The sequence below is a fragment of the Massilia sp. SYSU DXS3249 genome (assembly GCF_053668055.1).
Genome location: NZ_JBSIPX010000008.1, coordinates 103,615 through 128,555 on the forward strand (window position 1 = coordinate 103,615; position 24,941 = coordinate 128,555).

24 protein-coding genes are annotated in these 24,941 nt (G+C 65.8%); 17 read left to right on the forward strand and 7 right to left on the reverse strand.

Annotation, left to right across the window (positions count from 1 at the left end):
- Window positions 1-19: 19 nt before the first annotated feature.
- Genes ACWCIA_RS11715 through ACWCIA_RS11730 form a run of 4 tightly spaced genes read right to left on the reverse strand, consistent with a single transcriptional unit; the run spans window position 20 to window position 2,268 of the window.
- A complete protein-coding gene (locus ACWCIA_RS11715; RefSeq protein WP_454163424.1) occupies window positions 20-538 on the reverse strand; it encodes an RDD family protein in 519 nt (172 codons plus the stop codon).
- Window positions 525-1,301: a DUF3106 domain-containing protein gene (locus ACWCIA_RS11720; protein WP_454163426.1), complete on the reverse strand. Its 777-nt coding sequence runs from the start codon at window positions 1,299-1,301 to the stop codon at window positions 525-527. The genes ACWCIA_RS11715 and ACWCIA_RS11720 overlap by 14 nt, the downstream gene beginning before the upstream one ends.
- A complete protein-coding gene (locus ACWCIA_RS11725) occupies window positions 1,298-1,702 on the reverse strand; it encodes a DUF3619 family protein (RefSeq protein ID WP_454163428.1) in 405 nt (134 codons plus the stop codon). Before ACWCIA_RS11725 ends, ACWCIA_RS11720 begins: the two co-directional genes overlap by 4 nt.
- Complete coding sequence (locus ACWCIA_RS11730; RefSeq protein WP_454163586.1) at window positions 1,699-2,268, reverse strand: RNA polymerase sigma factor; 570 nt, start codon at window positions 2,266-2,268, stop codon at window positions 1,699-1,701. The genes ACWCIA_RS11725 and ACWCIA_RS11730 overlap by 4 nt, the downstream gene beginning before the upstream one ends.
- A 600-nt stretch (window positions 2,269-2,868) precedes the next feature.
- Here ACWCIA_RS11730 and ACWCIA_RS11735 point away from each other — a divergent pair.
- The 6 genes from ACWCIA_RS11735 (at window position 2,869) to ACWCIA_RS11760 (ending at window position 9,698) form a co-directional block, all read left to right on the forward strand.
- Window positions 2,869-4,620 (forward strand): acetolactate synthase 3 catalytic subunit, encoded by a 1,752-nt coding sequence (locus ACWCIA_RS11735; protein WP_454163430.1) that lies wholly within the window; start codon window positions 2,869-2,871, stop codon window positions 4,618-4,620.
- On the forward strand, window positions 4,621-5,112 hold the full coding sequence (gene ilvN / locus ACWCIA_RS11740; protein WP_454163432.1) for an acetolactate synthase small subunit: 492 nt from the start codon (window positions 4,621-4,623) through the stop codon (window positions 5,110-5,112).
- A 107-nt stretch (window positions 5,113-5,219) separates the two neighbouring features.
- On the forward strand, window positions 5,220-6,236 hold the full coding sequence (ilvC, locus tag ACWCIA_RS11745) for a ketol-acid reductoisomerase (RefSeq protein WP_454163434.1): 1,017 nt from the start codon (window positions 5,220-5,222) through the stop codon (window positions 6,234-6,236).
- Window positions 6,237-6,356: 120 nt separating this feature from the next.
- A complete protein-coding gene (locus tag ACWCIA_RS11750; RefSeq protein WP_454163436.1) occupies window positions 6,357-7,139 on the forward strand; it encodes an SIMPL domain-containing protein in 783 nt (260 codons plus the stop codon).
- A gap of 84 nt (window positions 7,140-7,223) precedes the next feature.
- Window positions 7,224-8,096 carry a CDP-diacylglycerol--serine O-phosphatidyltransferase gene (gene pssA, locus ACWCIA_RS11755; protein WP_454163438.1) on the forward strand — a complete coding sequence of 291 codons (873 nt, stop codon included), beginning with the start codon at window positions 7,224-7,226 and terminating at the stop codon, window positions 8,094-8,096.
- Window positions 8,097-8,153: 57 nt separating this feature from the next.
- The gene (locus ACWCIA_RS11760; protein WP_454163440.1) at window positions 8,154-9,698 is read left to right on the forward strand and encodes a 2-isopropylmalate synthase; all 1,545 of its coding nucleotides are present in this window, start codon (window positions 8,154-8,156) and stop codon (window positions 9,696-9,698) included.
- An 11-nt stretch (window positions 9,699-9,709) separates the two neighbouring features.
- On the opposite strand, the gene ACWCIA_RS11765 is transcribed toward ACWCIA_RS11760, so the two are convergent.
- Window positions 9,710-10,408: a hypothetical protein gene (locus ACWCIA_RS11765; protein ID WP_454163442.1), complete on the reverse strand. Its 699-nt coding sequence runs from the start codon at window positions 10,406-10,408 to the stop codon at window positions 9,710-9,712.
- Window positions 10,409-10,521: 113 nt separating this feature from the next.
- On the opposite strand from ACWCIA_RS11765, the gene ACWCIA_RS11770 reads away from it, so the two are divergent.
- Entirely contained in the window at window positions 10,522-11,403 is an 882-nt protein-coding gene (locus tag ACWCIA_RS11770; RefSeq protein ID WP_454163444.1) for an alpha/beta hydrolase, read from the forward strand.
- 18 nt (window positions 11,404-11,421) lie between these two features.
- On the opposite strand, the gene ACWCIA_RS11775 is transcribed toward ACWCIA_RS11770, so the two are convergent.
- Entirely contained in the window at window positions 11,422-11,916 is a 495-nt protein-coding gene (locus ACWCIA_RS11775; RefSeq protein ID WP_454163445.1) for a hypothetical protein, read from the reverse strand.
- A 187-nt stretch (window positions 11,917-12,103) separates the two neighbouring features.
- On the opposite strand from ACWCIA_RS11775, the gene rpsO reads away from it, so the two are divergent.
- Together rpsO and pnp are read left to right on the forward strand one after the other, a co-directional pair.
- Window positions 12,104-12,373, forward strand: coding sequence for a 30S ribosomal protein S15 (rpsO, locus tag ACWCIA_RS11780; protein ID WP_379744272.1), 270 nt, complete (start codon window positions 12,104-12,106; stop codon window positions 12,371-12,373).
- 169 nt (window positions 12,374-12,542) lie between these two features.
- On the forward strand, window positions 12,543-14,645 hold the full coding sequence (gene pnp / locus ACWCIA_RS11785; protein WP_454163447.1) for a polyribonucleotide nucleotidyltransferase: 2,103 nt from the start codon (window positions 12,543-12,545) through the stop codon (window positions 14,643-14,645).
- Window positions 14,646-14,720: 75 nt separating this feature from the next.
- Here the strand turns inward: pnp and ACWCIA_RS11790 are convergent, their stop codons facing one another.
- On the reverse strand, window positions 14,721-14,852 hold the full coding sequence (locus ACWCIA_RS11790; protein WP_454163448.1) for a hypothetical protein: 132 nt from the start codon (window positions 14,850-14,852) through the stop codon (window positions 14,721-14,723).
- 374 nt (window positions 14,853-15,226) lie between these two features.
- Between ACWCIA_RS11790 and ACWCIA_RS11795 the strand changes: the two genes are divergently transcribed.
- The 8 genes from ACWCIA_RS11795 (at window position 15,227) to ACWCIA_RS11830 (ending at window position 24,827) form a co-directional block, all read left to right on the forward strand.
- A complete protein-coding gene (locus tag ACWCIA_RS11795; RefSeq protein ID WP_454163450.1) occupies window positions 15,227-16,093 on the forward strand; it encodes an STAS domain-containing protein in 867 nt (288 codons plus the stop codon).
- Window positions 16,094-16,107: 14 nt separating this feature from the next.
- Window positions 16,108-16,467, forward strand: coding sequence for an STAS domain-containing protein (locus tag ACWCIA_RS11800; protein ID WP_312550807.1), 360 nt, complete (start codon window positions 16,108-16,110; stop codon window positions 16,465-16,467).
- Entirely contained in the window at window positions 16,464-16,928 is a 465-nt protein-coding gene (locus ACWCIA_RS11805) for an anti-sigma regulatory factor (RefSeq protein ID WP_454163451.1), read from the forward strand. Before ACWCIA_RS11800 ends, ACWCIA_RS11805 begins: the two co-directional genes overlap by 4 nt.
- The gene (locus ACWCIA_RS11810) at window positions 16,916-17,995 is read left to right on the forward strand and encodes an ATP-binding SpoIIE family protein phosphatase (protein ID WP_454163452.1); all 1,080 of its coding nucleotides are present in this window, start codon (window positions 16,916-16,918) and stop codon (window positions 17,993-17,995) included. The genes ACWCIA_RS11805 and ACWCIA_RS11810 overlap by 13 nt, the downstream gene beginning before the upstream one ends.
- Window positions 17,992-19,326, forward strand: coding sequence for an ATP-binding protein (locus ACWCIA_RS11815; protein WP_454163453.1), 1,335 nt, complete (start codon window positions 17,992-17,994; stop codon window positions 19,324-19,326). Before ACWCIA_RS11810 ends, ACWCIA_RS11815 begins: the two co-directional genes overlap by 4 nt.
- Window positions 19,327-19,351: 25 nt before the next feature.
- On the forward strand, window positions 19,352-21,241 hold the full coding sequence (locus ACWCIA_RS11820) for a hybrid sensor histidine kinase/response regulator (RefSeq protein ID WP_454163454.1): 1,890 nt from the start codon (window positions 19,352-19,354) through the stop codon (window positions 21,239-21,241).
- Between the two features lie 100 nt (window positions 21,242-21,341).
- Window positions 21,342-22,307, forward strand: coding sequence for a hypothetical protein (locus ACWCIA_RS11825; RefSeq protein ID WP_454163456.1), 966 nt, complete (start codon window positions 21,342-21,344; stop codon window positions 22,305-22,307).
- A 297-nt stretch (window positions 22,308-22,604) separates the two neighbouring features.
- Window positions 22,605-24,827, forward strand: a complete 2,223-nt coding sequence (locus tag ACWCIA_RS11830; RefSeq protein ID WP_454163457.1) for a putative bifunctional diguanylate cyclase/phosphodiesterase — start codon at window positions 22,605-22,607, stop codon at window positions 24,825-24,827.
- Window positions 24,828-24,941 lie beyond the last annotated feature (114 nt).

The window sequence follows — 24,941 nt, forward strand, 5'->3', positions numbered from 1 at the left end:
CGCAGCACGACAAGAAGGCTTATTTCGCCTTCGGCAAAGCAATCAGGCGCGTCCCCGCGATCCGGTCATGCAGGAACTGCCGGTCCTTGTCGAGGAAGGCCGTCAATCCCCACACCACCAGCCCCGCGCCCAGCAGCAGCGCCCATTCCTTCACGCCGTGCAGGTCGAGCAGGGCGCCGGCCAATAGCGCCGGGGCGAACCAGCCCCAGGCCAGCAGGTAGCGCAGCGCCGCGTTCCTGAAGGGCACCCTGGCGTGTCCCACCTTGACCACCTTGATGCGCCAGGTCTTCATCGCGAGGGTGAAGCCGCTGCCGCTCCACGCGTGCACGAAGTAGGCTGCCGTCACCAGGAACAGGAAGGCCATCAGCAGGCCGCGGAACAGGGGATCCTGGCGGTTGCCGGTGGCGAAGATGAAGAGGAAGACAGCCAGCGCCTCGACCGCGATCAGGAGGAAGGCTTCGTACACCATTGCGACGACGCGACGCTTGACGGTCGGCGTGCCGATGGCAGGGGACTGAGTTGGCTTAACCGTTTGCATTCGATGCGGTAGGGGCGACGGTGGTTGGAGTAGGGGCGGACGGCACAGCCGGCGCGCCTACGGCAGGCGCGGGGGCGGCGCCGGCAGGTGCGGCCGGGACAGGCGCCGGTTGCGTGATCGCCGGCGCGGCCGGGATGCTGGCGGGGGCCTGCAGCGACATGCAGGTGGCGCCGCGGCGCGTGGTGCCGGGAGGGCAGCTGGTCGGGGCGACGATCATCGTCGAGGACGGTGTTTCTGTCGTGGCCGGGTTCTTGCGGGCCGTCTGCGCCAGGCGGCGTTTCTGGTCGGGCGTGAGCTGCTTGTAGCTTTCCCAGGTGGCGGTCTTTTCGCCGGGGGCGAGCTTGCGCGTGCGGGTGTAGTTCTCGCGCGCGAGGTTGCGCTGCTCGGGGGTGAGGCGCACCCACTGGCGCATGCGTTCGTGCACGCGTTCCTGTTCTTCGCGGCTCATGGAGGCGAAGCGGCGCGACATTTCGAGCCATTTGCGCTTGCGCGTGCCTTCCATGACGTCCCACTCGTTCTTCAGGGGCTGCAATGCCAGCTGCTGCGCGTTCGAGAGATCCTGCCACAGGGGCTTGTGGAAGAGCTGGGGGCCGCTCTTGTCCGGCTGGGCCGTGGCGGCGGACGTGGCCGTGACCGCCGATCCGGCGCCGGGCGCGCCGCTGCGGTCGCCACCCCAGAAGAGCCAGGCTGCGATGGCAGCCAGCACCCCTACCACGACGGCGAAGAGGGCGCCGCGGCGGGGTTTCGATTGCGGTGTCGTCATTGGCGGCGCTGTTGCGACTCCAGGTAGGCGTTGAAGCCATGGTCGAGGTAGGCCGTCAGCGGCAGTTCGTCGGCCAGCATGGCCGCGTCGAGCTCGGCCAGCTCGTCGATGCGCTGTTCCTGTTCGTACTGGTAGAGCCCGCCCAGCCCGACGACCAGCGCCAGCAGGGGCAGGGCGACGCCCAGGCGCCCGAGTCCGGTACCGGAGAAATGGAAATCGACATCGAAGAAGCGGCGCAGGCCGGCGCGCGCGGCGACCTGCGGGGCATCGGCTTTCTTGCGCGACAGCGCGAGTTTCCTCGCAGCGGCAAGGCGCTCGGTGGTCGACGCCGGCAGCGACTCCAGGTTCTCGTTCAAGGCGTGGCGCAGCTTGTACGCCAGGTTGATGTCGTCGTTGTTCATAATTTTATTCCCTTGGCCCGCAGGGCATCGGCAAGGGTATGCGTAGCGCGAGAACAATGTGTTTTGACACTGCCCTCCGAGCACCCCATCGCGGCGGCCGTTTCGGCCACATCCATATCCTGCCAGTAACGCATAAGGAAGGCTTCGCGTTGACGCGCCGGGAGTTTTTGTATCTCCGCTTCGATCAGGCGCAGGGTCTGGGCCCGTTCGACCTGGTCCGCGCTCGACTCGGCAGCGGCCGAGCCTTCCTCCGATTCGTACGATCCGAGTATATCAAAGTCCTCGTCCTCGCCCTCCCGCCGGCCGAGGCCGGAGAAGAGGCTGACCCAGGTGTTGCGCACCTTCTCGCGGCGGAAATAATCGAGGATGGTGGTCTGCAGGATGCGCTGGAACAGCATCGGCAGTTCGGCGGCCGGCTTGTCGCCGTATTTCTCGGCGAGCTTGATCATCGCATCCTGCACGATGTCGAGCGCCGCCTCGTCCTTGCGCACCGCATACACGGCCTGCTTGAACGCCCGGCGTTCGACATTCTCGAGGAAGTCGTTGAGTTCTTTGTCTGTCGCCATGCGATGGAAGGAGGTGGTGCGCCCCGGGTACGTTGCCCGTGCTTTATGGAAACCCACGAATCCTAGCAAAAAACCACCGCGCATGCACCGTAATTGCTCAGTGATGTGCGGGGGCATGCCGGACCGGGCTGTCAGGAACGGCAAATTCGAGGTTTGCATGATCCGTCCGTTCCGTTCGCTGCACTGCACGATAAGCCCGGCCCCCACCGCCCAGTTGCGCACCAAAACCATGCATGTCAGCTTTTCCATTTTTTATCTTGACCAAAATGGTGCAACGCAGTAAGGTGGCTCTTACGCTTTGCACCCCCAAAGCTTCTTTGTCGGTCAGACAGGCACACAAGGCCTGTTCGGCATGACACGCTTTCATTTGTAGGCAGTTTGCTCCAACCCGCGCCACAAGCGCGAGAGATGCGTCGAGCCGCCACAGACACTCAGCCAAACGAGTTGCGTTCAACGTCGTTCCAAACGGTATCTGTTGATACCCGGGAGTTCGCCGTGACCGCAGAAAGAAGGGAAGCTGGAGCGTTGTGGGGCAAACCGTATTTCGTTAGGAACGAGCATCCGATCAATCGCCCAATGGGTTTTGAAAGGAAATGATTCATGAATAACGAAGCCTCAGGCTCGGGATCTCCCTCGACGGGACCGATCACCGGCGCTGAAATTGTCGTACGTTGCCTGGCCGAAGAGGGCGTCAAACACGTCTTTGGCTATCCCGGCGGCGCAGTGCTGTACATCTACGACGCCATCTTCCAGCAAGACAAATTCCAGCACGTATTAGTGCGCCACGAGCAGGCCGCCGTGCATGCCGCCGACGCCTACTCGCGCAGCTCGAATACCGTCGGCGTCGCCATCGTCACCTCCGGTCCGGGCGTGACCAATGCCGTCACCGGGCTGTCCACCGCCTACATGGATTCGATTCCGATGGTGGTGATCAGCGGCCAGGTGCCGAGCCATGCGATCGGCCAGGATGCCTTCCAGGAATGCGACACGGTCGGTATCACCCGCCCCGTGGTCAAGCACAATTTCCTGGTCAAGGACGTCAAGGAACTGGCCTCGACGATCAAGAAAGCCTTCTTCATCGCCCGCACCGGCCGCCCCGGCCCGGTCCTGGTCGACATCCCGAAGGACATCACCGTCAACAAGTGCCTGTTCGAGTACCCGCGCGAAATCGAGATGCGCTCGTATAAGCCGGTCGACAAGGGCCACACCGGCCAGATCCGCAAGGCCGTGCAGCTGCTGGCCGGCGCCGAACGGCCGATGGTCTATGCCGGCGGCGGCGTCATCCTCGCGAATGCCTCGCCCGAACTGAACCGCCTGGTCGAGAAGCTCGGCGCGCCCATCACCAACACCCTGATGGGCCTGGGCGGCTCGCGCGCCAGCGACGAGCACTTCGTCGGCATGCCGGGCATGCACGGCACCTATGAAGCGAACATGGCGATGCAGCATTGCGACGTCCTGATCGCCATCGGCGCCCGCTTCGACGACCGCGTGATCGGCAACCCCAAGCACTTCGCCAGCCATCCGCGCAAGATCATCCACATCGACATCGACCCGTCCTCGATCTCGAAGCGGGTGAAGGTCGACATCCCGATCGTCGGCAACGTCAAGGACGTGCTGACCGAGTTCCTGACCCAGCTCGATGCCGCCGGCACAGCGCGCCCGAATCCGGAAGCGCTGCGCAGCTGGTGGAAGCAGATCGATCAATGGCGCGGCCGCGATTGCCTGAAATACGAGGATTCGGACATCCTCATCAAGCCGCAATCGGTCATCGAAAAGCTGTGGAAGGTCACCAAAGGCGACGCCTTCGTCACCTCCGACGTCGGCCAGCACCAGATGTGGGCGGCCCAGTACTACCCCTTCGACAAGCCGCGCCGCTGGATCAATTCCGGCGGCCTGGGCACGATGGGCGTCGGCCTGCCGTACGCAATGGGCGTGCAGATGGCCAATCCGGATGCGACGGTCGCCTGCGTCACCGGCGAAGGCTCGATCCAGATGTGCATCCAGGAGCTCGCGACCTGCAAGCAATACCACCTGACGCCGAAGATCATCCTCCTCAACAACCGCTTCCTCGGCATGGTGCGCCAGTGGCAGCAGATCGACTACGGCTCGCGCTATTCCGAGTCCTATATGGACTCTTTACCCGACTTCGAAAAGCTGGCCGAGGCCTATGGCCACGTCGGCATGCGCATCGAGAAGCCGGGCGACGTGGAAGGGGCGCTGGTCGAAGCTTTCGGCATGAAGGACCGCCTGGTGTTCATGAACTTCATCACCGACCAGGGCGAGAACGTCTGGCCGATGGTCAAGGCGGGCAAGGGATTGTCCGAAATGCTGCTCGGCTCGGAGGACCTGTAAATGAGACACATCATCTCAGTCCTGCTGGAAAACGAAGCCGGCGCCCTGTCGCGCGTGGTGGGCCTGTTCTCGGCACGCGGCTACAACATCGAAACCCTGACCGTGGCCCCGACCGAAGACGCGACCCTCTCGCGCATGACGATCGTGACCTCCGGCTCGGACGACATCATCGAGCAGATCACCAAGCACCTGAACCGCCTGATCGAAGTCGTGAAAGTGGTCGACCTGACCGAAGGCCAGCACATCGAGCGCGAGCTCATGCTGATCAAGGTGAGGGCGGTCGGCAAGGAGCGCGAAGAGATCAAGCGCACCGCCGACATCTTCCGCGGCCGCATCATCGACGTGACCGAGAAGACCTACACGATCGAACTGACCGGCGCCAAGAGCAAGCTCGACGCCTTCATCGACGCCATCGACCGCGCCTCCATCCTCGAGACCGTCCGTACCGGCGGCTCGGGCATCGGCCGCGGCGAGCGCATCCTGAAAGTTTGATCGCCGTAGGGTGGTCGGCTCCACCCCATCGCTTGAATGACATGAATCGCTTGCGCCGCCCACGCGTGACGCTTGCACATAAACGAACATAAAACAAAGGAATGACCATGAAAGTTTTCTACGACAAAGACTGCGACCTCTCCCTCGTCAAAGGCAAGAACGTCGCCATCATCGGCTACGGCTCGCAAGGCCACGCGCACGCCCAGAACCTGCACGAATCGGGCGTCAAGGTCATCGTCGGCCTGCGCCGCGGCGGCGCTTCCTGGAACAAGGTCGAGCAGGCAGGCCTGCAGGTCGCCGAAGTCGACGAAGCGGTCAAAAACGCCGACATCATCATGATCCTGCTGCCGGACGAGAACATCGCCCAGGTCTACAAGGAAAACATCGAGCCGAACGCGAAGCAGGGCGCAGTGCTCGCCTTTGCCCACGGCTTCAACGTCCACTACGGCCAGGTCGTGCCGCGCGCCGACCTCGACGTCATCATGGTCGCCCCGAAAGCCCCGGGCCACACCGTGCGCGGCACCTACCGCCAGGGCGGCGGCGTGCCGCACCTGATCGCCGTCTACCAGGACAAGTCGGGCGCGGCGCGCGACATCGCCCTGTCGTATGCGATGGCCAACGGCGGCGGCCGCGCCGGCATCATCGAGACCAACTTCCGCGAAGAGACCGAGACCGACCTGTTCGGCGAGCAGGCCGTCCTGTGCGGCGGCGCGGTCGAGCTGATCAAGGCCGGTTTCGAGACGCTGACCGAGGCCGGCTACGCTCCCGAGATGGCGTATTTCGAGTGCCTGCACGAACTCAAGCTGATCGTCGACCTGATCTATGAAGGCGGCATCGCCAACATGAACTACTCGATCTCGAACAACGCGGAATACGGCGAATACGTCACCGGCCCGAAAGTCGTCACCTCGGCCACCAAGGAAGCGATGCGCCAGTGCCTGAAGGACATCCAGACCGGCGAATACGCGAAGAGCTTCATCCTCGAGAACAAGGCCGGCGCACCGACCCTGATCTCGCGGCGCCGCCTGACCGCCGAACATCCGATCGAGGAAGTCGGCGCCAAGCTGCGCGCAATGATGCCGTGGATCGCGAAGAACAAGCTGGTCGACCAGTCGAAGAACTAAGCAGGGGAGGGGACGGGGAGCTCCAGCGCTACCGTTTTGCAACTTTCCATTACAAAAACACGATGGAATGGGCGCGGACGGTATCGTATAAGGGTTGCATTACTTAACCTGGAGAAAAACATGTCCCTTCCAAAAATGTTCCTGATCGCCAGCCTGGTGCTGGCGGTACATGTGGATTCGCAGGCGCAGACACCGTCTGCGCCTACGATGGCGTCCACAACGGGCACCCTGGTCATCGTCCCGGCGAACGGCGAAGTGCGCCACGCCAACGATCAGGCGACGGTCAGCTTTGCCGTCGAAGAGTTTGACAAGGACAAGAACGCAGCTGCCGCGCGGGTAAACCGCAAGATGAAGGAGGGCACCGAGATCGTGCGCCGTGCCGATCCGAAGGCCGAACTGAAGACGCAGGGCTATTACACCTATCCGGTCTACCCGGAACCGCCGGTGCAGCCGCTGCCGGCGAGCCGGATCCCGGCCCAGCCCGTGAAGCCGGTGCCGATCGGCTGGCGCGTGGGTCAGTACCTGGAGGTGAAGACGACGAACCTGGCCGATCTGCCGAAGACGGCGGCGGCGGCGCAGAAGGTGCTGCAGATTAATGCAGTCAACTTTGGCCTGGCCCCGGCCACGGAAAAGATGCTGGACGACCGCCGGATTGCCGAGACTTACCGCAACCTGAACGAGCGCATCGCCTCGATCGCGCGCGCGATGGGGCGCCAGCCGTCCGACGCCGTGCTCGACACGGTCGACTTCGAAGGCTCGGGCAATTACGCGCCGCAGGCGGAGATGCGGATGATGGCCGCCCCTGCGCGCATGAAGGCGGACAACGAGATGCCGGAACCGAGTTTTGAACCAGGAGAGACGACGCTGCAGATGCGATTGGTTGGGAAAGTAAAGTTCAAGTAACAGTATCCGTTCGCTAACATGCTGTTCCCGCCTCTATAATGCGGAGAACAGCCGAACGGCGCTTTTATTTGAATACGGAACTTTATGCCAACCTTCCCACGACGCAAGAAAAACGGTGGAGCGCCCCGGGCGCCGCGATTCTCCCGCCTGAAGCGCTTCGGCCGCCGGGCCGAGGACAAGGGCGGGCCGCGCGGTCGCGGCATTTATCTGCTGCCGAACGCGTTCACGACCGGGGCCCTGTTCTGCGGTTTCTACGCGATCGTGATGGCGATGAACCATCGCTGGGAGCACGCCTGCTGGGCCGTGTTCATCGCGATGGTGCTCGATGGACTCGATGGACGGATTGCGCGCCTGACCAATACGCAATCCGAGTTCGGCGCGCAGTACGACAGCCTGTCGGACATGGTGTCCTTCGGCGCCGCGCCCGCGCTGGTGCTGTATGAATGGTCGCTGAAAGGCATGGGCAAGCTGGGCTGGATCGCCGCCTTCGTGTACTGCGCCGGTGCGGCGCTGCGCCTGGCGCGCTTCAACACCAACATCGAGGTGGTGGACAAGCGCTTCTTCCAGGGCCTGCCCAGTCCGGCATCGGCGGCGCTGGTGGTCGGCTTCATCATGATGATGACCGACCCGGACATCAACATCAGCGCACGCCAGGTGGACTGGGTGAGCTGGGGCCTGGCCGTGTTCGCCGGCCTGACGATGGTGTCGAACGTGCCGTTTTATAGCTTCAAGGACGTGAACTTCCGCAAGTCGGTGCCGTTCATCGTGGTGTTCCTGATCGCGCTGGCCTTTGCCCTGGTCGCGATCGACCCGCCGAAAGTCCTGTGGCCGATTTTTGTAGTGTATGGATTGTCGGGGTATGTGGTCTTCCTGATCCAGCGCGCCAAGGGCAAGCGGGTCTCCATCATCCCGACCGACGACGATCCGATCGATATCGATAAAGTCGAGCGCCGGTAAAAACCTGGCAGGTCCAGGCGGCGCTCTTGATTAACAAGCGCTGACTGGAGCTGTGCCATGTTTGACCCTAACCGCCTGATTATTTTCGACACCACCCTGCGCGACGGGGAGCAATCGCCGGGCGCCTCGATGACCAAGGACGAAAAGGTGCGCATCGCGCGCCAGCTGGAGCGGCTACGGGTCGATGTCATCGAGGCCGGCTTCGCCGCCGCTTCGCCCGGCGACTTCGAGGCCATCCGCGCGATCGCAAGCGCGGTACGCGACTCCACCATCTGCTCGCTCTCGCGTGCCAACGACCGCGACATCGCGCGCGCCGCCGAGGCCCTGCAGCCCGCGGCAAGGAAGCGCATCCACACCTTCATCGCCACCTCGCCGCTGCACATGCAGATGAAGCTGCGCATGGAGCCCGAGCAGGTGCTGGAGCAGGCGAAGCTCGCCATCCGCTACGCGCGCAACCATACCGACGACATCGAATTCTCCCCGGAAGACGGCAGCCGCTCGGAAGAAGACTTCCTCTGCCGCGTGCTCGAAGGCGTGATCGCCGAGGGCGCCACCACCATCAACTTCCCCGACACGGTCGGCTACGCCACGCCCGAAGTGTTCGGCGAGACCATCCGCCGCCTGCGCGAGCGCGTGCCCAATTCCGACAAGGCCATCTGGTCGGTGCACTGCCATAACGACCTCGGCCTGGCCGTGGCGAACTCGCTGGCCGGCGTGGCCATCGGCGGCGCGCGCCAGATCGAATGCACGATCAACGGCCTGGGCGAGCGCGCCGGCAACACGGCGCTGGAAGAAGTCGTGATGGCGCTGCGCACCCGCGCCGACTACTACAAGCTCACGGTCGGCATCGACACCACGCAAATCGTCCCGGCCTCGAAGATGGTCTCGCAGATCACCGGCTTCGCGGTGCAGCCGAACAAGGCGGTGGTCGGCGCCAACGCCTTTGCGCACGCCTCGGGCATCCACCAGGACGGCATCCTGAAGGCGCGCGAAACCTACGAGATCATGCGCGCCGAAGACGTCGGCTGGCACGCCAACAAGATCGTGCTGGGTAAACTCTCGGGCCGCAACGCCTTCAAGGCGCGCCTGGAAGAACTCGGCATCGAGCTTGACTCGGAAGCGGAGGTGAACGACGCCTTTGCCCGCTTCAAGGAACTGGCCGACCGCAAGAGCGAGATCTTCGACGAGGACATCATGGCGCTGGTGTCGGACGCCGACCACGCGCAGGAGGGCGAGACCTTCCGCTTCGTGTCGCTGGCCCAGCGCTCGGAAACCGGCAGCCTGCCGCATGCGCGCGTCGTGTTCGCGATCGACGGCCAGGAGCATGCCTGCGAGGGCACCGGCGACGGCCCGGTCGACGCCACCGTGAACGCCATCGAGAGCCAGGCGAAAACCGGCGCCGAGCTGATCCTCTTCTCGATCAACGCGATCAGCAACGGCACCGAGTCGCAGGGCGAGGTGACGATGCGGCTGTCGCGCCAGGGGCGGATCGTGAACGGCGTCGGGGCCGATCCGGACATCGTCGTGGCCTCGGCCAAGGCGTATCTGTCGGGGCTGAACAAGCTGCACTCGAAGGTGGAGAAGGCGCACCCGCAGTTGTAGTCAGGCCCGTTTTAATTCCATTTCTGGATCGTGGCCGGCTGCTCGTCCCCGTCGCAATTCGTCCTCTTCGGAGGGATGCCGTCGCGCATCGAGTCGCGGCCGTCCGGCGCGTGGTTCGACTCGTAGGTGACGCAGTAAGTGCCCAAGGCCGTCGTCACGCGGTAGCGCCGGCGGCCGTAGCCGCCCGGGTCGAGGATCTCCTCCGTCTTCGGCGCCTCGTACCACCGGTTGGGCGCCAGCTCGGCGGCGCGGGCGATGCCGCGCTCGAGCTTCATCGCCGGGGTGACGATCGGCACCTGGATGCCGCGCCGCGGGTTTTCCTGGCGCAGGGTGCGGTCGATGCCGCCGACGGAGGCCCTGGCGCGTGCGAGCAGGTCGGCGGCCGGGGAGGGCGGGGCGGGGACCTGCTCGACCGGGTCGGCCGGCGGCACGGGGCTCGGCGGCGTTTCGGCTGTCGTCGTCGCCTGCGGGACGCTTGGTGCGGCCTGCCTTCGTCGCGATGCCGGGACGGGCAAGGGCAGGGGGATGCCGACCACCGCCTCGGGCACAATCCGCACCCGCATCAGCTCCATTTCGCGCGGCGCCTCGTCGACATCGGCAATGGGCCGCGACGCCTGCCACAGCGCGACCAGCAGCAGGTGCACCGCCAGCGAAACGCCGATCCCGGCAAGGTAGCGCGGTTGCTGCAGGGACGGCTGTGCGATATTCATATCGCAACAGTATATTGAACGTTATTGTCCTTGCGGTAACAATCGCATATGCATGCCGGCGCCTTCCCGCTCGGGTGCGCCGCGCTCTCAGCCCTGCGCCCTATACTCGGGCCATGACCAAGCTCATCTACTGCGCGGGCGCGCTGCTCGTCGCCACCACCCTGGCGGCGTGCTCGCCCCTGGGCGTCCTGAACGCCGTTTCGCCCGCGGGCGCCGTGCAATCCACGACGGCGATCCGCTACGGCGACAACCCGCGCACCATCCTCGACGTCTACCGTCCGGCCGCGCAAGACGGGAAGGCCCCTGTAGTCGTCTTCTTTTACGGCGGCAATTGGGTCAGCGGCAAACGCGAGGACTATGCATTCGTCGGCCGCGCGCTGGCGGCACGCGGCTTTGTGGTGGTCATACCGGACTACCGCCTCTATCCGCAAGTGCGCTACCCGGATTTCCTGTTCGACGCGGCGGGCGCCGTTGCCTGGACCGCGCGCGAGGCGGCGGCTTACGGGGGCGATCCCAGGAATATCTTTGTGATGGGCCATAGCGCCGGCGCCTACAACGCTGCCATGCTGGCGCTCGACCCGCGCTGGCTGGGCGGCGAAGGCATGAAGCCGGACATGCTGCGCGGCTGGATCGGGCTGGCCGGCCCTTACGATTTCCTGCCGGTGCAGAACCGCACCACGCAGCCCGTGTTCAGCGCGCCAGACACGCCCCCCGACTCGCAGCCGGTCAGGCACGTGACAGCCTCCTCGCCGCCTGCGCTGCTGATCGCGGCCAATAGCGACAACCTGGTCGACCCGGCGCGTAATACGGGCGGCATAGCGGCCAGGCTGCGCGCGGCGCAGGTGCCGGTGCGCGAGGTTTACTACGACGGCGTGACCCACACGACACTGGTGGCGTCGCTGTCGACCTCGCTGCAGAGGCTGGCGCCGACGCTCGACACGGTCGAGGCTTTCGTCCGCACGACCGCCGTCCGGTCGCCTGAGGCCGCCAGGTAGGCGAGGGCGTTGCCGCGCTCACCAGCCGTTGCGTTCCTTCGGTTCGAACAACGGATCCGGCCCATTGAGCATCTGCCGCACGACCCCGTTCTGGTCGAAATGCACGTGCATCAGCGAATTCCACACGCCCGCTTCCTTGTAGCGATAGGACCAGACCTCGTAGTCACGCATGGCGACGCGCGAGCGTTCGGCGGGGCGGCCGATGGTGCGCAGCACATCTTCCTTGGTCGCCTGGTCGATCTTGATCGTTGCGAATTTTTCGCCGGCCAGCACCTGCTCGTAGGAGACCAGGCGCCCGTCCGGCCCCATGCGCGCCATCCATGTGAACTGGCCCATCGGGCCGGTCGCGTACTCGAGCACCTGGCCGTCCGGGGCCGGGTACACGCCCGTCGGCTGGCCGAGCTTGGCGGTCACGGACGCGAGCGGTTCGCCGACCTTCGGGGCTTCGCGAAACAGCGGCCCGGCGCAGCCGGCTAACATCAAGGCCGCGCAGAAGCTTGCAATTTTGATCATGGTGCGCATGGAAGACCTCTCGAAAAGCGCCAAAAACCTCATCATGCCCCAGAGATGGCGCAGCAAATGCTGGTGACGCCAACTGTTTTCGCATATACTGGCGGGTCTGTCCGCTAGGGCAGGTTTTTTTAAACAAATCACGGTGCGCTGGGTTGCGACTCTTGCACCGCATGTGAAAGGTAACATCATGTCCGTAGAAAACATCAACAAAGCGGCGATCATCGCCGACAACGCACGTGGCCAGAACGACACCGGCTCGCCGGAAGTCCAGGTCGCACTGCTGACCGCACGCATCAACGAACTGAACGGCCACTTCAAAGCCCACCAGAAAGACCACCACTCGCGCCGCGGCCTGATCATGATGGTCAACCGTCGTAAGAGCCTGCTGTCTTACCTGAAGAGCAAAGACCTGAACCGTTACCGCGACCTGATCGCCAAACTCGGCCTGCGTAAGTAATTTTTGCGCCAGACGGTTTAGTCAAGGAAATGCCTGCGCCAGTTCACTGTCGCGGGCATTTTTTGTTTCATCCGTAGCAAACACGTAGTAAAGGCAGTCGTCGAGGCTGTCAGCGGTGAGGTGAACGACAGCTCCTGAAAATCTGTCGGCAAATAGAAAGGGATTACCAATGTTTAACAAAGTTACGAAGACCTTCCAGTATGGCCAACACACCGTCACCCTGGAAACCGGTGAAATCGCCCGTCAGGCCTCCGGCGCCGTCATGGTGTCGGTCGAAGACACCGTCGTGCTGGCTACTGTCGTCGCCAAAAAAGACGCCAAGCCTGGCCAGGATTTCTTCCCGCTGACCGTCGATTACATCGAGAAAACGTACGCTGCCGGTAAAATCCCGGGCGGTTTCTTCAAGCGCGAAGGCCGTCCTTCCGAAAAAGAGACGCTCACCTCGCGCCTGATCGACCGTCCGATCCGCCCGCTGTTCCCGGAAGGCTACCTGAACGAAGTCCAGGTCATCATCCACGTGCTGTCGGTCAACCCTGAAATCGATCCGGACATCCCTGCGATGATCGGCGCCTCGGCCGCCCTGTGCGTCGCCGGCATCCCGTTCAACGGCCCGATCGGCGCCGCCCGCGTCGGCTACGCCAACGGCCAGTACATCCTGAACCCGAGCACCACCCAGCTCAAGACCTCGCAGATGGACCTGGTCGTCGCCGGTACCGAAACGGCCGTGCTGATGGTCGAATCCGAAGCGCAGCAGCTGTCGGAAGAAGTCATGCTGGGCGCAGTCGTCTTCGGCCACGACCAGATGCGCGCCGTGATCGACGCCATCCACGCCCTCGTCGAAGAAGGCGGCAAGCCGGAAGTCGAGTGGACCGCACCTGCCAAGAACGAAACCCTGATCGCCCAGGTCGGCGAACTGGCCGGCGCCAAGATCCGCGACGCCTACCAGACCCGCGAAAAATCGGCACGCCAGCAAAAGCTCAAGTCGCTGTCGAGCGAAGTCATGGCCCAGCTGGCCGAGCAGGGCGTCAGCGCCGACTCGGCAGAAGTCGGCAATATCTTGTTCGACATGGAAGCCAAGGTCGTTCGTTCGCAGATCCTGGACGGCGAGCCGCGCATCGACGGCCGCGACACCCGCACCGTGCGTCCGATCGCGATCCGCACCGGCGTGCTGCCGCGTACCCACGGTTCGGCCCTGTTCACCCGCGGCGAAACTCAGGCGCTGGTCATCGCCACCCTCGGCACCGCCCGCGACAGCCAGAAGATCGACGCGCTGATGGGCGAGTACACCGACGACTTCATGATGCACTACAACATGCCTCCGTTCGCCACCGGCGAAACCGGCCGCGTAGGCACCCCGAAGCGCCGCGAAATCGGCCACGGCCGCCTGGCCAAGCGCGCCCTGGTCGCGGCCCTGCCGTCGCCGGAAGAGTTCAGCTACTCGGTGCGCCTGGTGTCGGAAATCACCGAATCGAACGGTTCCTCGTCGATGGCATCGGTCTGCGGCGGCTGCCTGGCACTGATGGACGCCGGCGTCCCGATGAAGGCGCACGTCGCCGGCATCGCGATGGGCCTGATCAAGGAAGGCGGCAAGTTCGCCGTCCTGACCGACATCCTGGGTGACGAAGACCACCTCGGCGACATGGACTTCAAGGTCGCCGGTACCACCGCAGGCATCACCGCGCTGCAGATGGACATCAAGATCATGGGCATCACCAAGGAGATCATGCAGGTGGCGCTGGCGCAAGCCAAGGAAGCCCGCCAGCACATCCTGGTCGAGATGCAGAAGGCCGTGCCGACCGTGAAGACCGAACTGTCGGACTTCGCTCCACGCCTGATCACGATCAAGATCAATCCTGAGAAGATCCGTGACGTCATCGGCAAGGGCGGCGCCGTCATCCGCGCGCTGACCGAAGAGACCGGCACCCAGATCGACATCACCGACGAAGGCGTCGTGACCATCGCGTCCGTCGACGCTGCCGCCGGCCAGGAAGCCAAGCGCCGCATCGAAGAACTGACCGCTTCGGTCGAAGTGGGCAAGACCTACGACGGCACCGTCCTGAAGCTGCTGGACTTCGGCGCCATCGTGCAGGTCATGCCTGGTAAAGATGGCCTGCTGCACATCTCGCAGATCGCCAACGAGCGCGTCAACGCCGTTGCCGACTACCTGAAGGAAGGCCAGCAAGTGCGCGTGAAGGTTCTGGAAACCGACGAGCGCGGCCGCCTGAAGCTGTCGATGAAGGCTGCGGATCCGGTCGAAGGCGCGGCGCAGTAATTACTGCCTGCTCTAATAAAAAACCGCCAGTGCGTGAGCCTGGCGGTTTTTTTGTGTCCCGGTTGCCCGCGGTCCTCAGTTCAGTTTGATGATGATGAACACCAGCACCGCAACCACCATGCCGAATTTGGTGCCCGATAAAAAGCTGGTCAACAGCGGGTTGCGTTTGTAGAGAAACTTCTCGCGCCGACCGAACATGAATTTCATGGGTCTTCTCCCTGAAACAATAAGTGTTGCGCTGGCCAGGCCGTGAAAACCCGCTGCCTTGCACATCAAGGCTGGCCATTGTATTGGCGCAAGACATCAGGCTACCCATCTCTTCATGGCAGATCATTGCTCGAAATCAAAGTTTTGGACGCAAACGCGCGCTAGCGCGCCCGTGTGCCGCGAAGAAGGCGCGAACCCGGCCGCGTATGCCTGCCGCCTGCGCCAAGGTGGTGCGAATGACCCCGCACGCTACTCAAGCGTTACATGGATTCAATGCAATAGGTGTTATAGTTAATAATTCTCCAATGCTGGAGCAGCTCGGACAAAATTCGGGCGCATCCACCACACTGTCGACCAAAACAAGGAAAGTACCGATGACCACGAAGGACAACGCCGCCCGCATCAGCCAGCTCATCCAGGAACACGAAGCCGAAATCGGTTCGCAGTGGATCGACCAGCTCGACGCCTTGATGGTGCGTGGCACCGCCAGCTCGAAGGAGCAACTGCGCACCCATTGCCAGCAGTTCCTGGCCGCGTTTGCGGCAGCGACCCGCGGTGGCGAGCTGGAGAACATCGAGCACCGTTCGTGGGACGAAGTGCGCGACCTGCTGAGCGAGATTTCCTCGAGCCGCGCGAAGAGCGGGTCGACCCCGGCCGAGACGGCCACCTTCGTGTTCTCGCTCAAGCAGCCGGTGTTCGCCCAGCTGACTTCCGGTTTTGCCGGCGATGCGGAAGCGCTTGCCGCCGCCTCGTGGTCGATCAGCGCGCTGCTCGACAAGCTCGGCCTGTACACCATCGAAGTGTTCCAGAAGGCCAAGGACCAGATCATCGTGCGCCAGCAGCAGGAACTGCTCGAGCTGTCGACCCCGGTCGTCAAGCTGTGGAACGGCATCCTGGCGCTGCCGCTGATCGGTACCCTGGATTCGGCGCGCACCCAGGTGGTGATGGAAAACATCCTGCAAAAGATCGTCGACACCGGCGCCATCATTGCCATCATCGACATCACCGGCGTGCCGATGGTCGACACCCTGGTCGCCCAGCACCTGATGAAGACCATCGCCGCCGCGCGCCTGATGGGCGCCGACTGCATCATCAGCGGCATCCGTCCGCAGATCGCGCAGACCATCGTGCACCTGGGCGTGAACCTGGAAGACGTGGTCACCAAGGCCACCCTGGCCGACGCCTTCCTGGTCGCGCTGGAACGCACCGGCACCTCGGTCGTCGTCACCAACAAGAACTGAGAACCGGGACCACGATGGAACGTATTCCTATCCTGCGGATGGGCGACCTGCTGCTGGTCACCATCCAGGTCGACATGCACGACCGCCTGGCCATGACCTTGCAGGACGACCTGACGGAGCGTATCGTTCGCGATAGCGCAAAGGGCGTGCTGATCGACATCTCGGCGCTCGACCTGGTCGACTCCTTCATCGGCCGCATGATCAGCAACACCGCCGCCATGGCGCGCGTGCTCGACGCCCAGACGGTGGTGGTCGGCATGCAGCCGGCTGTTGCCATTACGCTCGTCGAGCTGGGGCTGACCCTGCACGGCGTGAAAACCGCATTGAACGTCGAAAAGGGCATGGCCCTGCTCGGGAAGAACCTCAACAGATGAGCACTACGACTGATTCAGTCGGATTCGAGACCGAACTGGTCGAACGCCATGCCCGGCTGCGCGCGGAACGGGCCCAGTTGCCGCTGCGCGGCGACGAGGACGTGGTCGGCCTGCGCCGGCACGTGCGCGAGCGCGCGGTCGGGATCGGCCTGTCGCTGGTCGACCAGACCAAACTGATCACGGCAGCGAGCGAGCTGGCCCGCAACACCATCAAGTACGGCGGCGGCGGCGCGGTCTACCTCGACAAGCTGGTCGACGGATTGCGCCAGGGCGTCGGCCTGGTGTTCGTGGACGCCGGCCCCGGCATTCCCGACCTCGAGCAGGCATTGCGCGACGGCTTCACCACCGGCGGCGGCCTCGGCCTGGGCCTGGGCGGCTCCAGGCGCCTGGTCGACGAATTCGACATCGACACCCGTCCGGGAGAGGGGACCGCGATCGCGGTCGTGAAATGGAAACGCTGATCAGCTCCCTGAACACCCAGCTGGCGTTTGCGATCACCCATGCGAGCGACATTGCGGCGGCACGCCGTGCCGGGCAGAAGCTGGCGACCGACCTGGGCTTCAACGAAACCCGGGCCGGCCAGCTGGCCCTGATCGTCACCGAGGCCGGCACCAACCTGCTCAAGCACGCGGGCGAGGGCACGCTCTACCTGAACGTGGCCCAGTCCGAAGGCGTGCCCGGGGTCGATGTGCTGGCGGTCGACAACGGCCCCGGCATCGCCGACCTCGATGCCTGCCTGCGCGACGGCATGTCCACCGCCGGCACCTCCGGCACCGGACTGGGCGCGCTGCGCCGTTTGTCCGACGAATTCGACGTCTATTCGACGCCCGGCAACGGCGCCCTGTTCTTCATGCGCCTGTGGCGCGACGAGGCGGCGCCGGCCCTGTGCAAGGTCGAGGTGGGCGCGCTGGCGGTACCGCTGGCGGGCGAAGACGCCTGCGGCGACGGCTGGGGCGTCGCCTGCGACGGCCAGGGCGCGACCCTGCTGGCGGCCGACGGCCTCGGCCACGGCCCTGAGGCGGCAGCCGCCGCGCACGCCGCCATCCGCGAGCTCGAGCACCGTCCCGCGTCCGAGCCCGGCCCGCTGGTCGACTCCGCCCACGCGGCGCTGCGCATCACGCGCGGCGCGGCGCTGGCGGCCGCGCGCATCGATTTCGAGGCCGACGTGGTGCGCTTTGCCGGCGTCGGCAACATCGGCGCCTACGTGATCGACGGCGACAGCCGGCGCGCGCTGATTTCGCACAACGGCATCGTCGGCCACAACATGCGCAAGGTGCAGGAATTTACCGCGCCATGCCCGCCGGGCGCGCTGTGCATCCTGCATTCGGACGGCATCCAGACCCAGTGGGACCTCGACAAATACCCGGGCCTGCTGGCGCGCAGCCCGGCGCTGATCGCGGCGGCGCTGATGCGCGACTACATCCGCCGCCGCGACGACGCGATGGTGCTGGTGGTGCGCCGCCGCCACGGACGCGCCGGGGCCCGGTCCGGGGTACAGTCCGGGGTGCAGTCCGGGGTGCAGTCATGACCCAGCGCATCCTCACCGTCGCCCTCGAGGGCGACAAGGGCGTCGTGCTGGTGCGCCAGCGCGCGCGCGAGGTGTCCAGCCTGCTCGGCTTCGCCAAGCAGGACCAGGTGCGCATCGCCACCGCCGTGTCGGAAGTGGCGCGCGCCGCCTGCCACGGCGGCGCCGGTGCACGCGCCGCCTTCGTGCTGGACGAGGGCCGCGGCCGCCAGCAGCTCGAGGTGACCGTCAGCGCCACCCGCGCCGCGCCGGCAGGCAGCGAGGCCGCCGCGATGGCCGACCTGGCGCTGGTGACCGCGCATCGCCTGATGGACGGCTGCGAGGTCGAGGCGGGGCAGGGCGGGCCGGTCGTCCGGATGCGCAAGGCGCTGCCGCAGCAGCAGCCGGTCACCCCGGCGCGGCTGGCCCAGCTCAGCGCCGAACTGGCCGCGACGCCGGCTGCCAATTCGTACGAGGAAGTCCAGCAGCAGAACCGCGAGCTGGTCGAAACCCTGGCCGAGCTGCGCGAGCGCCAGGAAGACCTGCTCTCGCTCACCCGCGAACTCGAGGACACCAACCGCGGCATCGTCGCGCTGTACGCCGAGATCGAGGACAAGGCCGAGCGCCTGCGCCGCGCCGACGAGATGAAGTCGCGCTTCCTGTCCAATACCAGCCACGAACTGCGCACGCCCCTGTCCTCGATCCGGGCGCTGTCCAAGCTCCTGCTCGACCGCATGGACGGCGAACTGACGTCAGAGCAGGAGCGCCAGGTGTTCCTGATCGAGCGCACCGCCACCGAGATGTCGGACCTGGTCAACGACCTGCTCGACCTGGCCAAGATCGAGGCCGGCCGGGTGGAGGCGCACCCGGCCCCGGTGGTGGTCGAGAACCTGTTCCGCGCCCTGAAGGGCATGATGCGCCCGCTGGTGGATGCCGAGCGCGTCGAGCTGGTGTTCGACGACGGCGGCATCGCCACGCCTTTCGAGTCGGACGAGGGCATGCTCTCGCAGATCCTGCGCAACTTCATCTCGAACGCCCTGAAGTTCACCGAGCAGGGCTCGGTGCGCGTGAGCGCATCCGAGGATGCGGCGGCCGGCATGCTGAGCTTTGCCGTCACCGACACCGGCATCGGCATCGACGCCGAGCACCTGCAGTTGATTTTCGAGGAATTCACCCAGGTCGAGAACCCGCTGCAGCGGCGCAGCAAGGGCACCGGCCTGGGCCTGCCGCTGTGCCGGCGCCTGGCCGAGTTGCTGGGCGGGCGGGTCGACGTGACCAGCCAGCCTGGAATCGGCTCCACCTTCCTGCTGACGCTGCCGCGCCAGTTTCCCCTACCGGCGAGCGAGAGCGCCTGACGATACCGCGCCCACACACTGAACCATGACTGCCAATCCTATCTCTATCCTCAACGTCGACGACAACGATGGTGCGCGCTACGCCAAGACGCGTATCCTGCGTAGCGCCGGCTTCAACGTGCTGGAGGCGGCGAACGGCACCGACGCGCTGGCCATGGTGCGCGACGAGGAGCCGGCGCTGGTGCTGCTGGACGTGAAGCTGCCCGACATTAACGGCATCGAGGTGTGCCGGCGCATCAAGGCCAATCCCGACACCAGCGGCGTGCTGGTGCTGCAGACCTCGGCCGCGCTGACCAACCGCGCCGACAAGATCCGGGGCCTGGAGGGCGGCGCCGACAACTACCTGGCCGCGCCGATCGAGGCGGACGAGCTGATCGCCAACGTGAATGCGCTGCTGCGCATGCGCCAGACCCAGGACGAGCTGCGCGAGAGCGAAGAGCGCTTTCGCCAGCTGACCGACAACGTCGAGGACGTGTTCTGGATGTTCTCGGCGCCGGACGGCGTGCTGGCCTACGTGAGCCCGGCCTATGCCACCATCTGGGGCCGCAGCACCGATTCCCTCAAGCGCAGCCACGCCAGCTGGCTCGAGGCCGTGCACCCGGACGACCGCGCGCGCCTGGCCGGGCGCTGGGCGGCGCTGGCCACGCGGCCGCACTACGAAGAGGAATACCGGCTGGTGATGCCCGACGGCGCCACGCGCTGGGTGCGCGACCGGGTGTTCGCGGTGCGCAATGCGCGCGGCGAAGTCTATCGGGTCGCGCGCGTCACCAGCGACGTCTCGGCGCGCAAGGAAATGGAAGCGCTGCTGCGCGCGGCCGACGCCAACAAGAACCAGTTCCTGGCGACCCTCGCGCACGAGCTGCGCAATCCCCTGAGCCCGATCCGCAACGCCGCGGCCCTGCTCGGGGTGGCGGGCGAGAACACGAGCGAGCGCCAGGGCCGCGCGCGCGAAGTCATCCTGCGCCAGGTCGAGCACTTGGCCCACCTGGTCGACGACCTGCTCGACGTCGCCCGCATCTCGGAAGGCAAGATCGTGCTGCGGCGCGAGGAAGTCAACCTCGGCGCCGTCATCGAGCAGGCGATCGAGACCGCCGGCCCGCTGATCGCCGCGCGCAGCCACCGCCTGGACGTGCAGCAGGCCGATTGCCAGGTCTGGGTCGCGGGCGACCCGGTGCGCCTGGCGCAATCGATGGGCAACCTGCTGCACAACGCGGCCAAGTTCACCCCGATCGGCGGCGAGATCCGCCTGGCGGTCACGCTGCACGGGGAGACCGTGCGGATCGCCGTCATCGACAACGGCATCGGCATCGCCGAGGACAACCTGTCGCGCATCTTCGGCATGTTCGCGCAGGCCGCGGTGCCGCCGGACCGCGCCCCGGAAGGCCTGGGCATCGGCCTGTCGCTAGTGTCGCGCCTGCTCGAGATGCATGGCGGCAGCCTGCGCGCCGAGAGCCCCGGCATCGGCATGGGCTCGACCTTCACGGTGGAGCTGCCGGTACTGCGCACCACCGGCGCCGAGTGCGCATCCGGCGCGGCGCAGGAAGAGGAGACGGCAAGCGCCGGCCTGCGCGTGCTGCTGGTCGACGACAACGTCGACGCGATGGAGATGATGGGCTTCCTGCTGGCCGAGATGGGCCACGAAACCTGGACCACCTCGGATGCGGCGCGGATCGAAGAGATGGCGCTGCAGCATCGGCCGCAGGTAATCGTGCTCGACATCGGCCTGCCGGGCGCGGACGGCTACCAACTGGCGCGCATGCTCAAGAACCACCCGCAACTGAAGCATATCCGCCTGGTGGCGCACACCGGCTACGGCTCGCCCGAAGACCGCCGCAAGGCGCAGGAGGCCGGTTTCGACGCCCACCTGGTCAAGCCGGCCGAGCTGGAAGACCTGGAGAAGGCGCTGCGCGGCTGAGCCGCCTGGCTCCGAGCGCCGTCTGAACTTTCCGGCGCGCTCACCCTCTTAACGGAACTGGCGGCCCGATCCCCGGGCCCCGCTTCCAGGGAGGAACGACATGGAACAGACAACGGGGGCGAGCACCCCCTTCGTGCTTGCCTCCGTCCAGATGCAGCGTAACTCGGCGGCCGAGGTGGCGCACTCGGACCGGCCGCTGCGCGAGGCCGTGCTCGAGGGCTGCCGGCGCCGCAACGCCGTGCTCGACGCCATCTTCTACGACGTCAAGGTCATCAGCGCGCCTGAAACCGCCACGCTCGCGCCCTGGCTGGCGCACGAAGGCGCGCTGCTGGTGGTGCCGCCGAGCGGGCGCGGCAGCCTGCGCGTCTGCGCCGGCCTCGACGACTTCGCCGCCCGGGGCGGCGCCCGCACCCGCATCCTGACGGTGGCCGGCGTCGGCAGTTCCGCGCTCGGCACCGCCGCCTTTGCCCGCAACGTGGCCGATGCCTTCGACGAGCCGGTAGGGGCGCTGGTCTCCGGCTACGGCCTGGCCGACATGCTGGCCGAGGCGGCCGGCGGCTGGTTCTGGTTCGGGGCCCTGAACCGCCTGCGCCACCTGGCCGAGGGGTTCGGCGACATGCTGCGCGCGAGTTCCTTCACGGCCCATTACGCGGGCCTGATGGGGATGCCGGGCCTGGCCCACCTCAGCTGCGACACCCGCACCCTGTGCGCGCTGCTGACCGACCGCCGCTTCCGCTTCGACCTCCTGACCGGGCATTCGAAAGGCAACCTCGTCATCTCCGAAGCCCTGTACGCCCTGCGCGACGCCCAGGCCGACGGCCACCTGGACCTCTCCATCGTCACCGTCTCGGCGGCCATCGCCATGCCGCCGCGCTACCGCAACATCATCGACGTGATGGGCGACGCGGACTGGTTCGGCATGCTCAATTCGAACCTCGGCATCGGCGTCGAATACCGCCTGCGCGATGCGGGACATCACACGAATACGGAGCTGCGCTGGCACCTGCCCGTGTGCGAGGCCATGAGCGCGATCCGGCGCGAGCGCGGGAGCAGCCTGCTGCATTGAGGGGGCGTAGGGTGGAGTCCCGACTCCACGCGTTTACGTGCGGTCGCATACCCGGCCTTCCATTCTTGCCGCCACTCGTTTCGCTGACGATTGCTCGGCTGTCTTGGCGAGAGCGAATCGTCGGGTTTACTTGGACACGAAAACGCGTGGACTCGGGAGTCCACCCTACATTTGCGCCTTGCTCTGGGATTGCAGCACGGAAATCCCCAAAGCGATCCAGTCTTTTTAGCTAGAATGGGTTGGCAGCCAGCAGGATCCCTGCGGCAGCCTCCACCCAGCACCTTCCCACGAGCGAATATGGCAGGTGACACCTCCCTCGACGAGTGCCGCTTGCGGTCCCTCGATGCCTACCAGGCCGGCGCCGGCGATGCGCAGGGCGAGCTCGGCCGCCTGGTGCGCCTGGCGGCCCATGCCTGCGCCGTGCCGATGGCCGCGCTCAGCTTCGTCGGGCGCGAAGGCGAGCGCTGCGTGTGCGCGGCCGGCCTCGACCCGGCGCGGCTGGGGGAACACGCGGCATGGGGCCGGCAGGTCGTCGCGGGCCGCCGCGAACTCGTCATCACGGATGCGCACGCAGTGGGGGAAGATGCGCACGTAACGCGCTTCTACGCCGGCGTGCCGATCGAGACCCCGGACGGCTTCGTGCTCGGCGCCCTGGCGGTGATGGACAGCGTCCCGCGCCGCCTGGCCGACGCGCAGATCGAGGCGCTGCGCACGCTCGCCGTCCAGGTGATGGCGCAGCTGGCGCTGCAGCGCCAGCGCAGGGAAGCCGCGGCGGCTGCGGCGGCCGGGGCCGGCGAACCGGCGAACGACCTGCGTTTCCGCCAGCTGGCCGACGCCATGCCCTACATTGTCTGGTCGGCCAATCCCGACGGTCTGATCGATTACGCCAACAAGACCGTGGTCGACTATGGCGGGCTGTCCGGCATCGAGCGCATCGCCGAACAATGGATCGAGCTGCTGCACCCGGACGACGTCGACCACACGATGACGGCCTGGGCCCGCTCGGTGAACACGGGCGAGGTGTTTTCCTGCGAATACCGCCTGCTGCGCGCGGCCGATCGGCACTACCGCTGGCACCTGGCCAAGGGCATGCCGATCCGCGACGGCCATGGCGCGATCGTCAAGTGGTACGGCACCACCATGGACATCCACGACATGAAGCTGGCCCACGAGGAGATCGGGCGGCTGGCCTTCTACGACACGCTGACCGGCCTGCCGAACCGCCAGCTGCTGGTCGACCGCCTCGGGCACGCGGTGACCACGCACGCGCGGCGTGGGCGCATCGGCGCCGTGATGCTGATCGACCTCGACAATTTCAAGACCATCAACGACACCATCGGCCACGACAAGGGTGACCTGCTGCTCGACCTGGTGGCCCAGCGCCTGGCCGCCAGCGTCAGCGACCGCGACACCGTGGCCAGGCTGGGCGGCGACGAATTCGTCATCGTCCTCGAAGACCTGGGCTTTGCCGAAGAGACGGCAGTCGGGCATGCGTCCGCCGTCGCGCGGCGCGTCCTCGACGGACTGAAGGGCTCCTTCAACCTGGCCGGCTACGAACGCCACATCACGCCCAGCATCGGCATGACCCTGTTTGGCGGCGCGGCGCACGGCAGCAACGGGCTGCACATCACCGAGCTGCTCAAGCGCGCCGACCTGGCGATGTACCAGGCCAAGGCGGCCGGGCGCAATACGGTGCGCTTCTTCGACCCGAAGATACAGGCGGCGGCCGTGGCGCGCGCCGGCCTCGAATACGAGCTGCGCCAGGGCCTGCAGCGCGGCGAATTCCTGCTGCACTACCAGCCGCAACTCGACAGCGAAGGGCAGGTGACCGGCGTCGAGGCGCTGCTGCGCTGGCAGAACCCGGCGCGTGGCATGGTCTCGCCGGCGCAGTTCATCCCGCTGGCCGAGGACACCGGCCTGATCCTGCCGCTGGGACGCTGGGTGCTGGAACAGGCCTGCGCCAAGCTGGCGCGCCTGGCGCGGGACGAGGCCACGAAGCACATCAGCGTGGCGGTCAACGTCAGCGCGCTGCAGTTTCGCCAGCCCGGCTTCGTGGCCGAGGTGCTGGCGGCGCTGGCCCAGGCCGGGGCCGACCCGCAATGCCTGAAGATCGAACTGACCGAAACCCTGCTGCTGGGCGACGTCGACAGCGCGATCGAAAAGATCAGCCTGCTCAAGGAGCGCGGCGTGTGCCTGGTGCTGGACGACTTCGGTACCGGCTACTCCTCGCTGTCCTACCTGAAGCGCCTGCCGCTGCACCAGCTGAAAATCGACCAGTCTTTCGTGCGCAACCTGATGAGCGATCCGCGCGACCTCGCCATCGTCAACACCATCATCGCGCTCGGACATGCGCTGGGGATCGGCGTGATCGCGGAAGGGGTTGAGACGGAGGAACAGCGCACCTTGCTGGCCGGATGCGGGTGCAGGCGGTTCCAGGGGTTTTTGTTCAGCAGGCCCTTGCCGGAGGAGGAGTTGGGTTTGTATCTGAGGCGTGGGAATCCCGCATATCCACCGCTGTAGGGTGAGCCTTGGATGCCGGGGGCAACCAAGGCAACTCCACGCATCTACGTGCCCATGCCTACCCGACAATAAAAAATGCCCGCGCAAGGCGGGCATTCTTGCGGTGCAAACGCT

Excerpts from the sequence above, each read along its gene's own strand:
- ACWCIA_RS11715 (WP_454163424.1), bottom strand. The coding sequence starts at position 538 with ATGCAAACGGTTAAGCCAACTCAGTCCCCTGCCATCGGCACGCCGACC.
- ACWCIA_RS11720 (WP_454163426.1), bottom strand. The coding sequence starts at position 1,301 with ATGACGACACCGCAATCGAAACCCCGCCGCGGCGCCCTCTTCGCCGTC.
- ACWCIA_RS11725 (WP_454163428.1), bottom strand. The coding sequence starts at position 1,702 with ATGAACAACGACGACATCAACCTGGCGTACAAGCTGCGCCACGCCTTG.
- ACWCIA_RS11730 (WP_454163586.1), bottom strand. The coding sequence starts at position 2,268 with ATGGCGACAGACAAAGAACTCAACGACTTCCTCGAGAATGTCGAACGC.
- ACWCIA_RS11735 (WP_454163430.1), top strand. The coding sequence starts at position 2,869 with ATGAATAACGAAGCCTCAGGCTCGGGATCTCCCTCGACGGGACCGATC.
- ilvN (WP_454163432.1), top strand. The coding sequence starts at position 4,621 with ATGAGACACATCATCTCAGTCCTGCTGGAAAACGAAGCCGGCGCCCTG.
- ilvC (WP_454163434.1), top strand. The coding sequence starts at position 5,220 with ATGAAAGTTTTCTACGACAAAGACTGCGACCTCTCCCTCGTCAAAGGC.
- ACWCIA_RS11750 (WP_454163436.1), top strand. The coding sequence starts at position 6,357 with ATGTCCCTTCCAAAAATGTTCCTGATCGCCAGCCTGGTGCTGGCGGTA.
- pssA (WP_454163438.1), top strand. The coding sequence starts at position 7,224 with ATGCCAACCTTCCCACGACGCAAGAAAAACGGTGGAGCGCCCCGGGCG.
- ACWCIA_RS11760 (WP_454163440.1), top strand. The coding sequence starts at position 8,154 with ATGTTTGACCCTAACCGCCTGATTATTTTCGACACCACCCTGCGCGAC.
- ACWCIA_RS11765 (WP_454163442.1), bottom strand. The coding sequence starts at position 10,408 with ATGAATATCGCACAGCCGTCCCTGCAGCAACCGCGCTACCTTGCCGGG.
- ACWCIA_RS11770 (WP_454163444.1), top strand. The coding sequence starts at position 10,522 with ATGACCAAGCTCATCTACTGCGCGGGCGCGCTGCTCGTCGCCACCACC.
- ACWCIA_RS11775 (WP_454163445.1), bottom strand. The coding sequence starts at position 11,916 with ATGATCAAAATTGCAAGCTTCTGCGCGGCCTTGATGTTAGCCGGCTGC.
- rpsO (WP_379744272.1), top strand. The coding sequence starts at position 12,104 with ATGTCCGTAGAAAACATCAACAAAGCGGCGATCATCGCCGACAACGCA.
- pnp (WP_454163447.1), top strand. The coding sequence starts at position 12,543 with ATGTTTAACAAAGTTACGAAGACCTTCCAGTATGGCCAACACACCGTC.
- ACWCIA_RS11790 (WP_454163448.1), bottom strand. The coding sequence starts at position 14,852 with ATGAAATTCATGTTCGGTCGGCGCGAGAAGTTTCTCTACAAACGCAAC.
- ACWCIA_RS11795 (WP_454163450.1), top strand. The coding sequence starts at position 15,227 with ATGACCACGAAGGACAACGCCGCCCGCATCAGCCAGCTCATCCAGGAA.
- ACWCIA_RS11800 (WP_312550807.1), top strand. The coding sequence starts at position 16,108 with ATGGAACGTATTCCTATCCTGCGGATGGGCGACCTGCTGCTGGTCACC.
- ACWCIA_RS11805 (WP_454163451.1), top strand. The coding sequence starts at position 16,464 with ATGAGCACTACGACTGATTCAGTCGGATTCGAGACCGAACTGGTCGAA.
- ACWCIA_RS11810 (WP_454163452.1), top strand. The coding sequence starts at position 16,916 with ATGGAAACGCTGATCAGCTCCCTGAACACCCAGCTGGCGTTTGCGATC.
- ACWCIA_RS11815 (WP_454163453.1), top strand. The coding sequence starts at position 17,992 with ATGACCCAGCGCATCCTCACCGTCGCCCTCGAGGGCGACAAGGGCGTC.
- ACWCIA_RS11820 (WP_454163454.1), top strand. The coding sequence starts at position 19,352 with ATGACTGCCAATCCTATCTCTATCCTCAACGTCGACGACAACGATGGT.
- ACWCIA_RS11825 (WP_454163456.1), top strand. The coding sequence starts at position 21,342 with ATGGAACAGACAACGGGGGCGAGCACCCCCTTCGTGCTTGCCTCCGTC.
- ACWCIA_RS11830 (WP_454163457.1), top strand. The coding sequence starts at position 22,605 with ATGGCAGGTGACACCTCCCTCGACGAGTGCCGCTTGCGGTCCCTCGAT.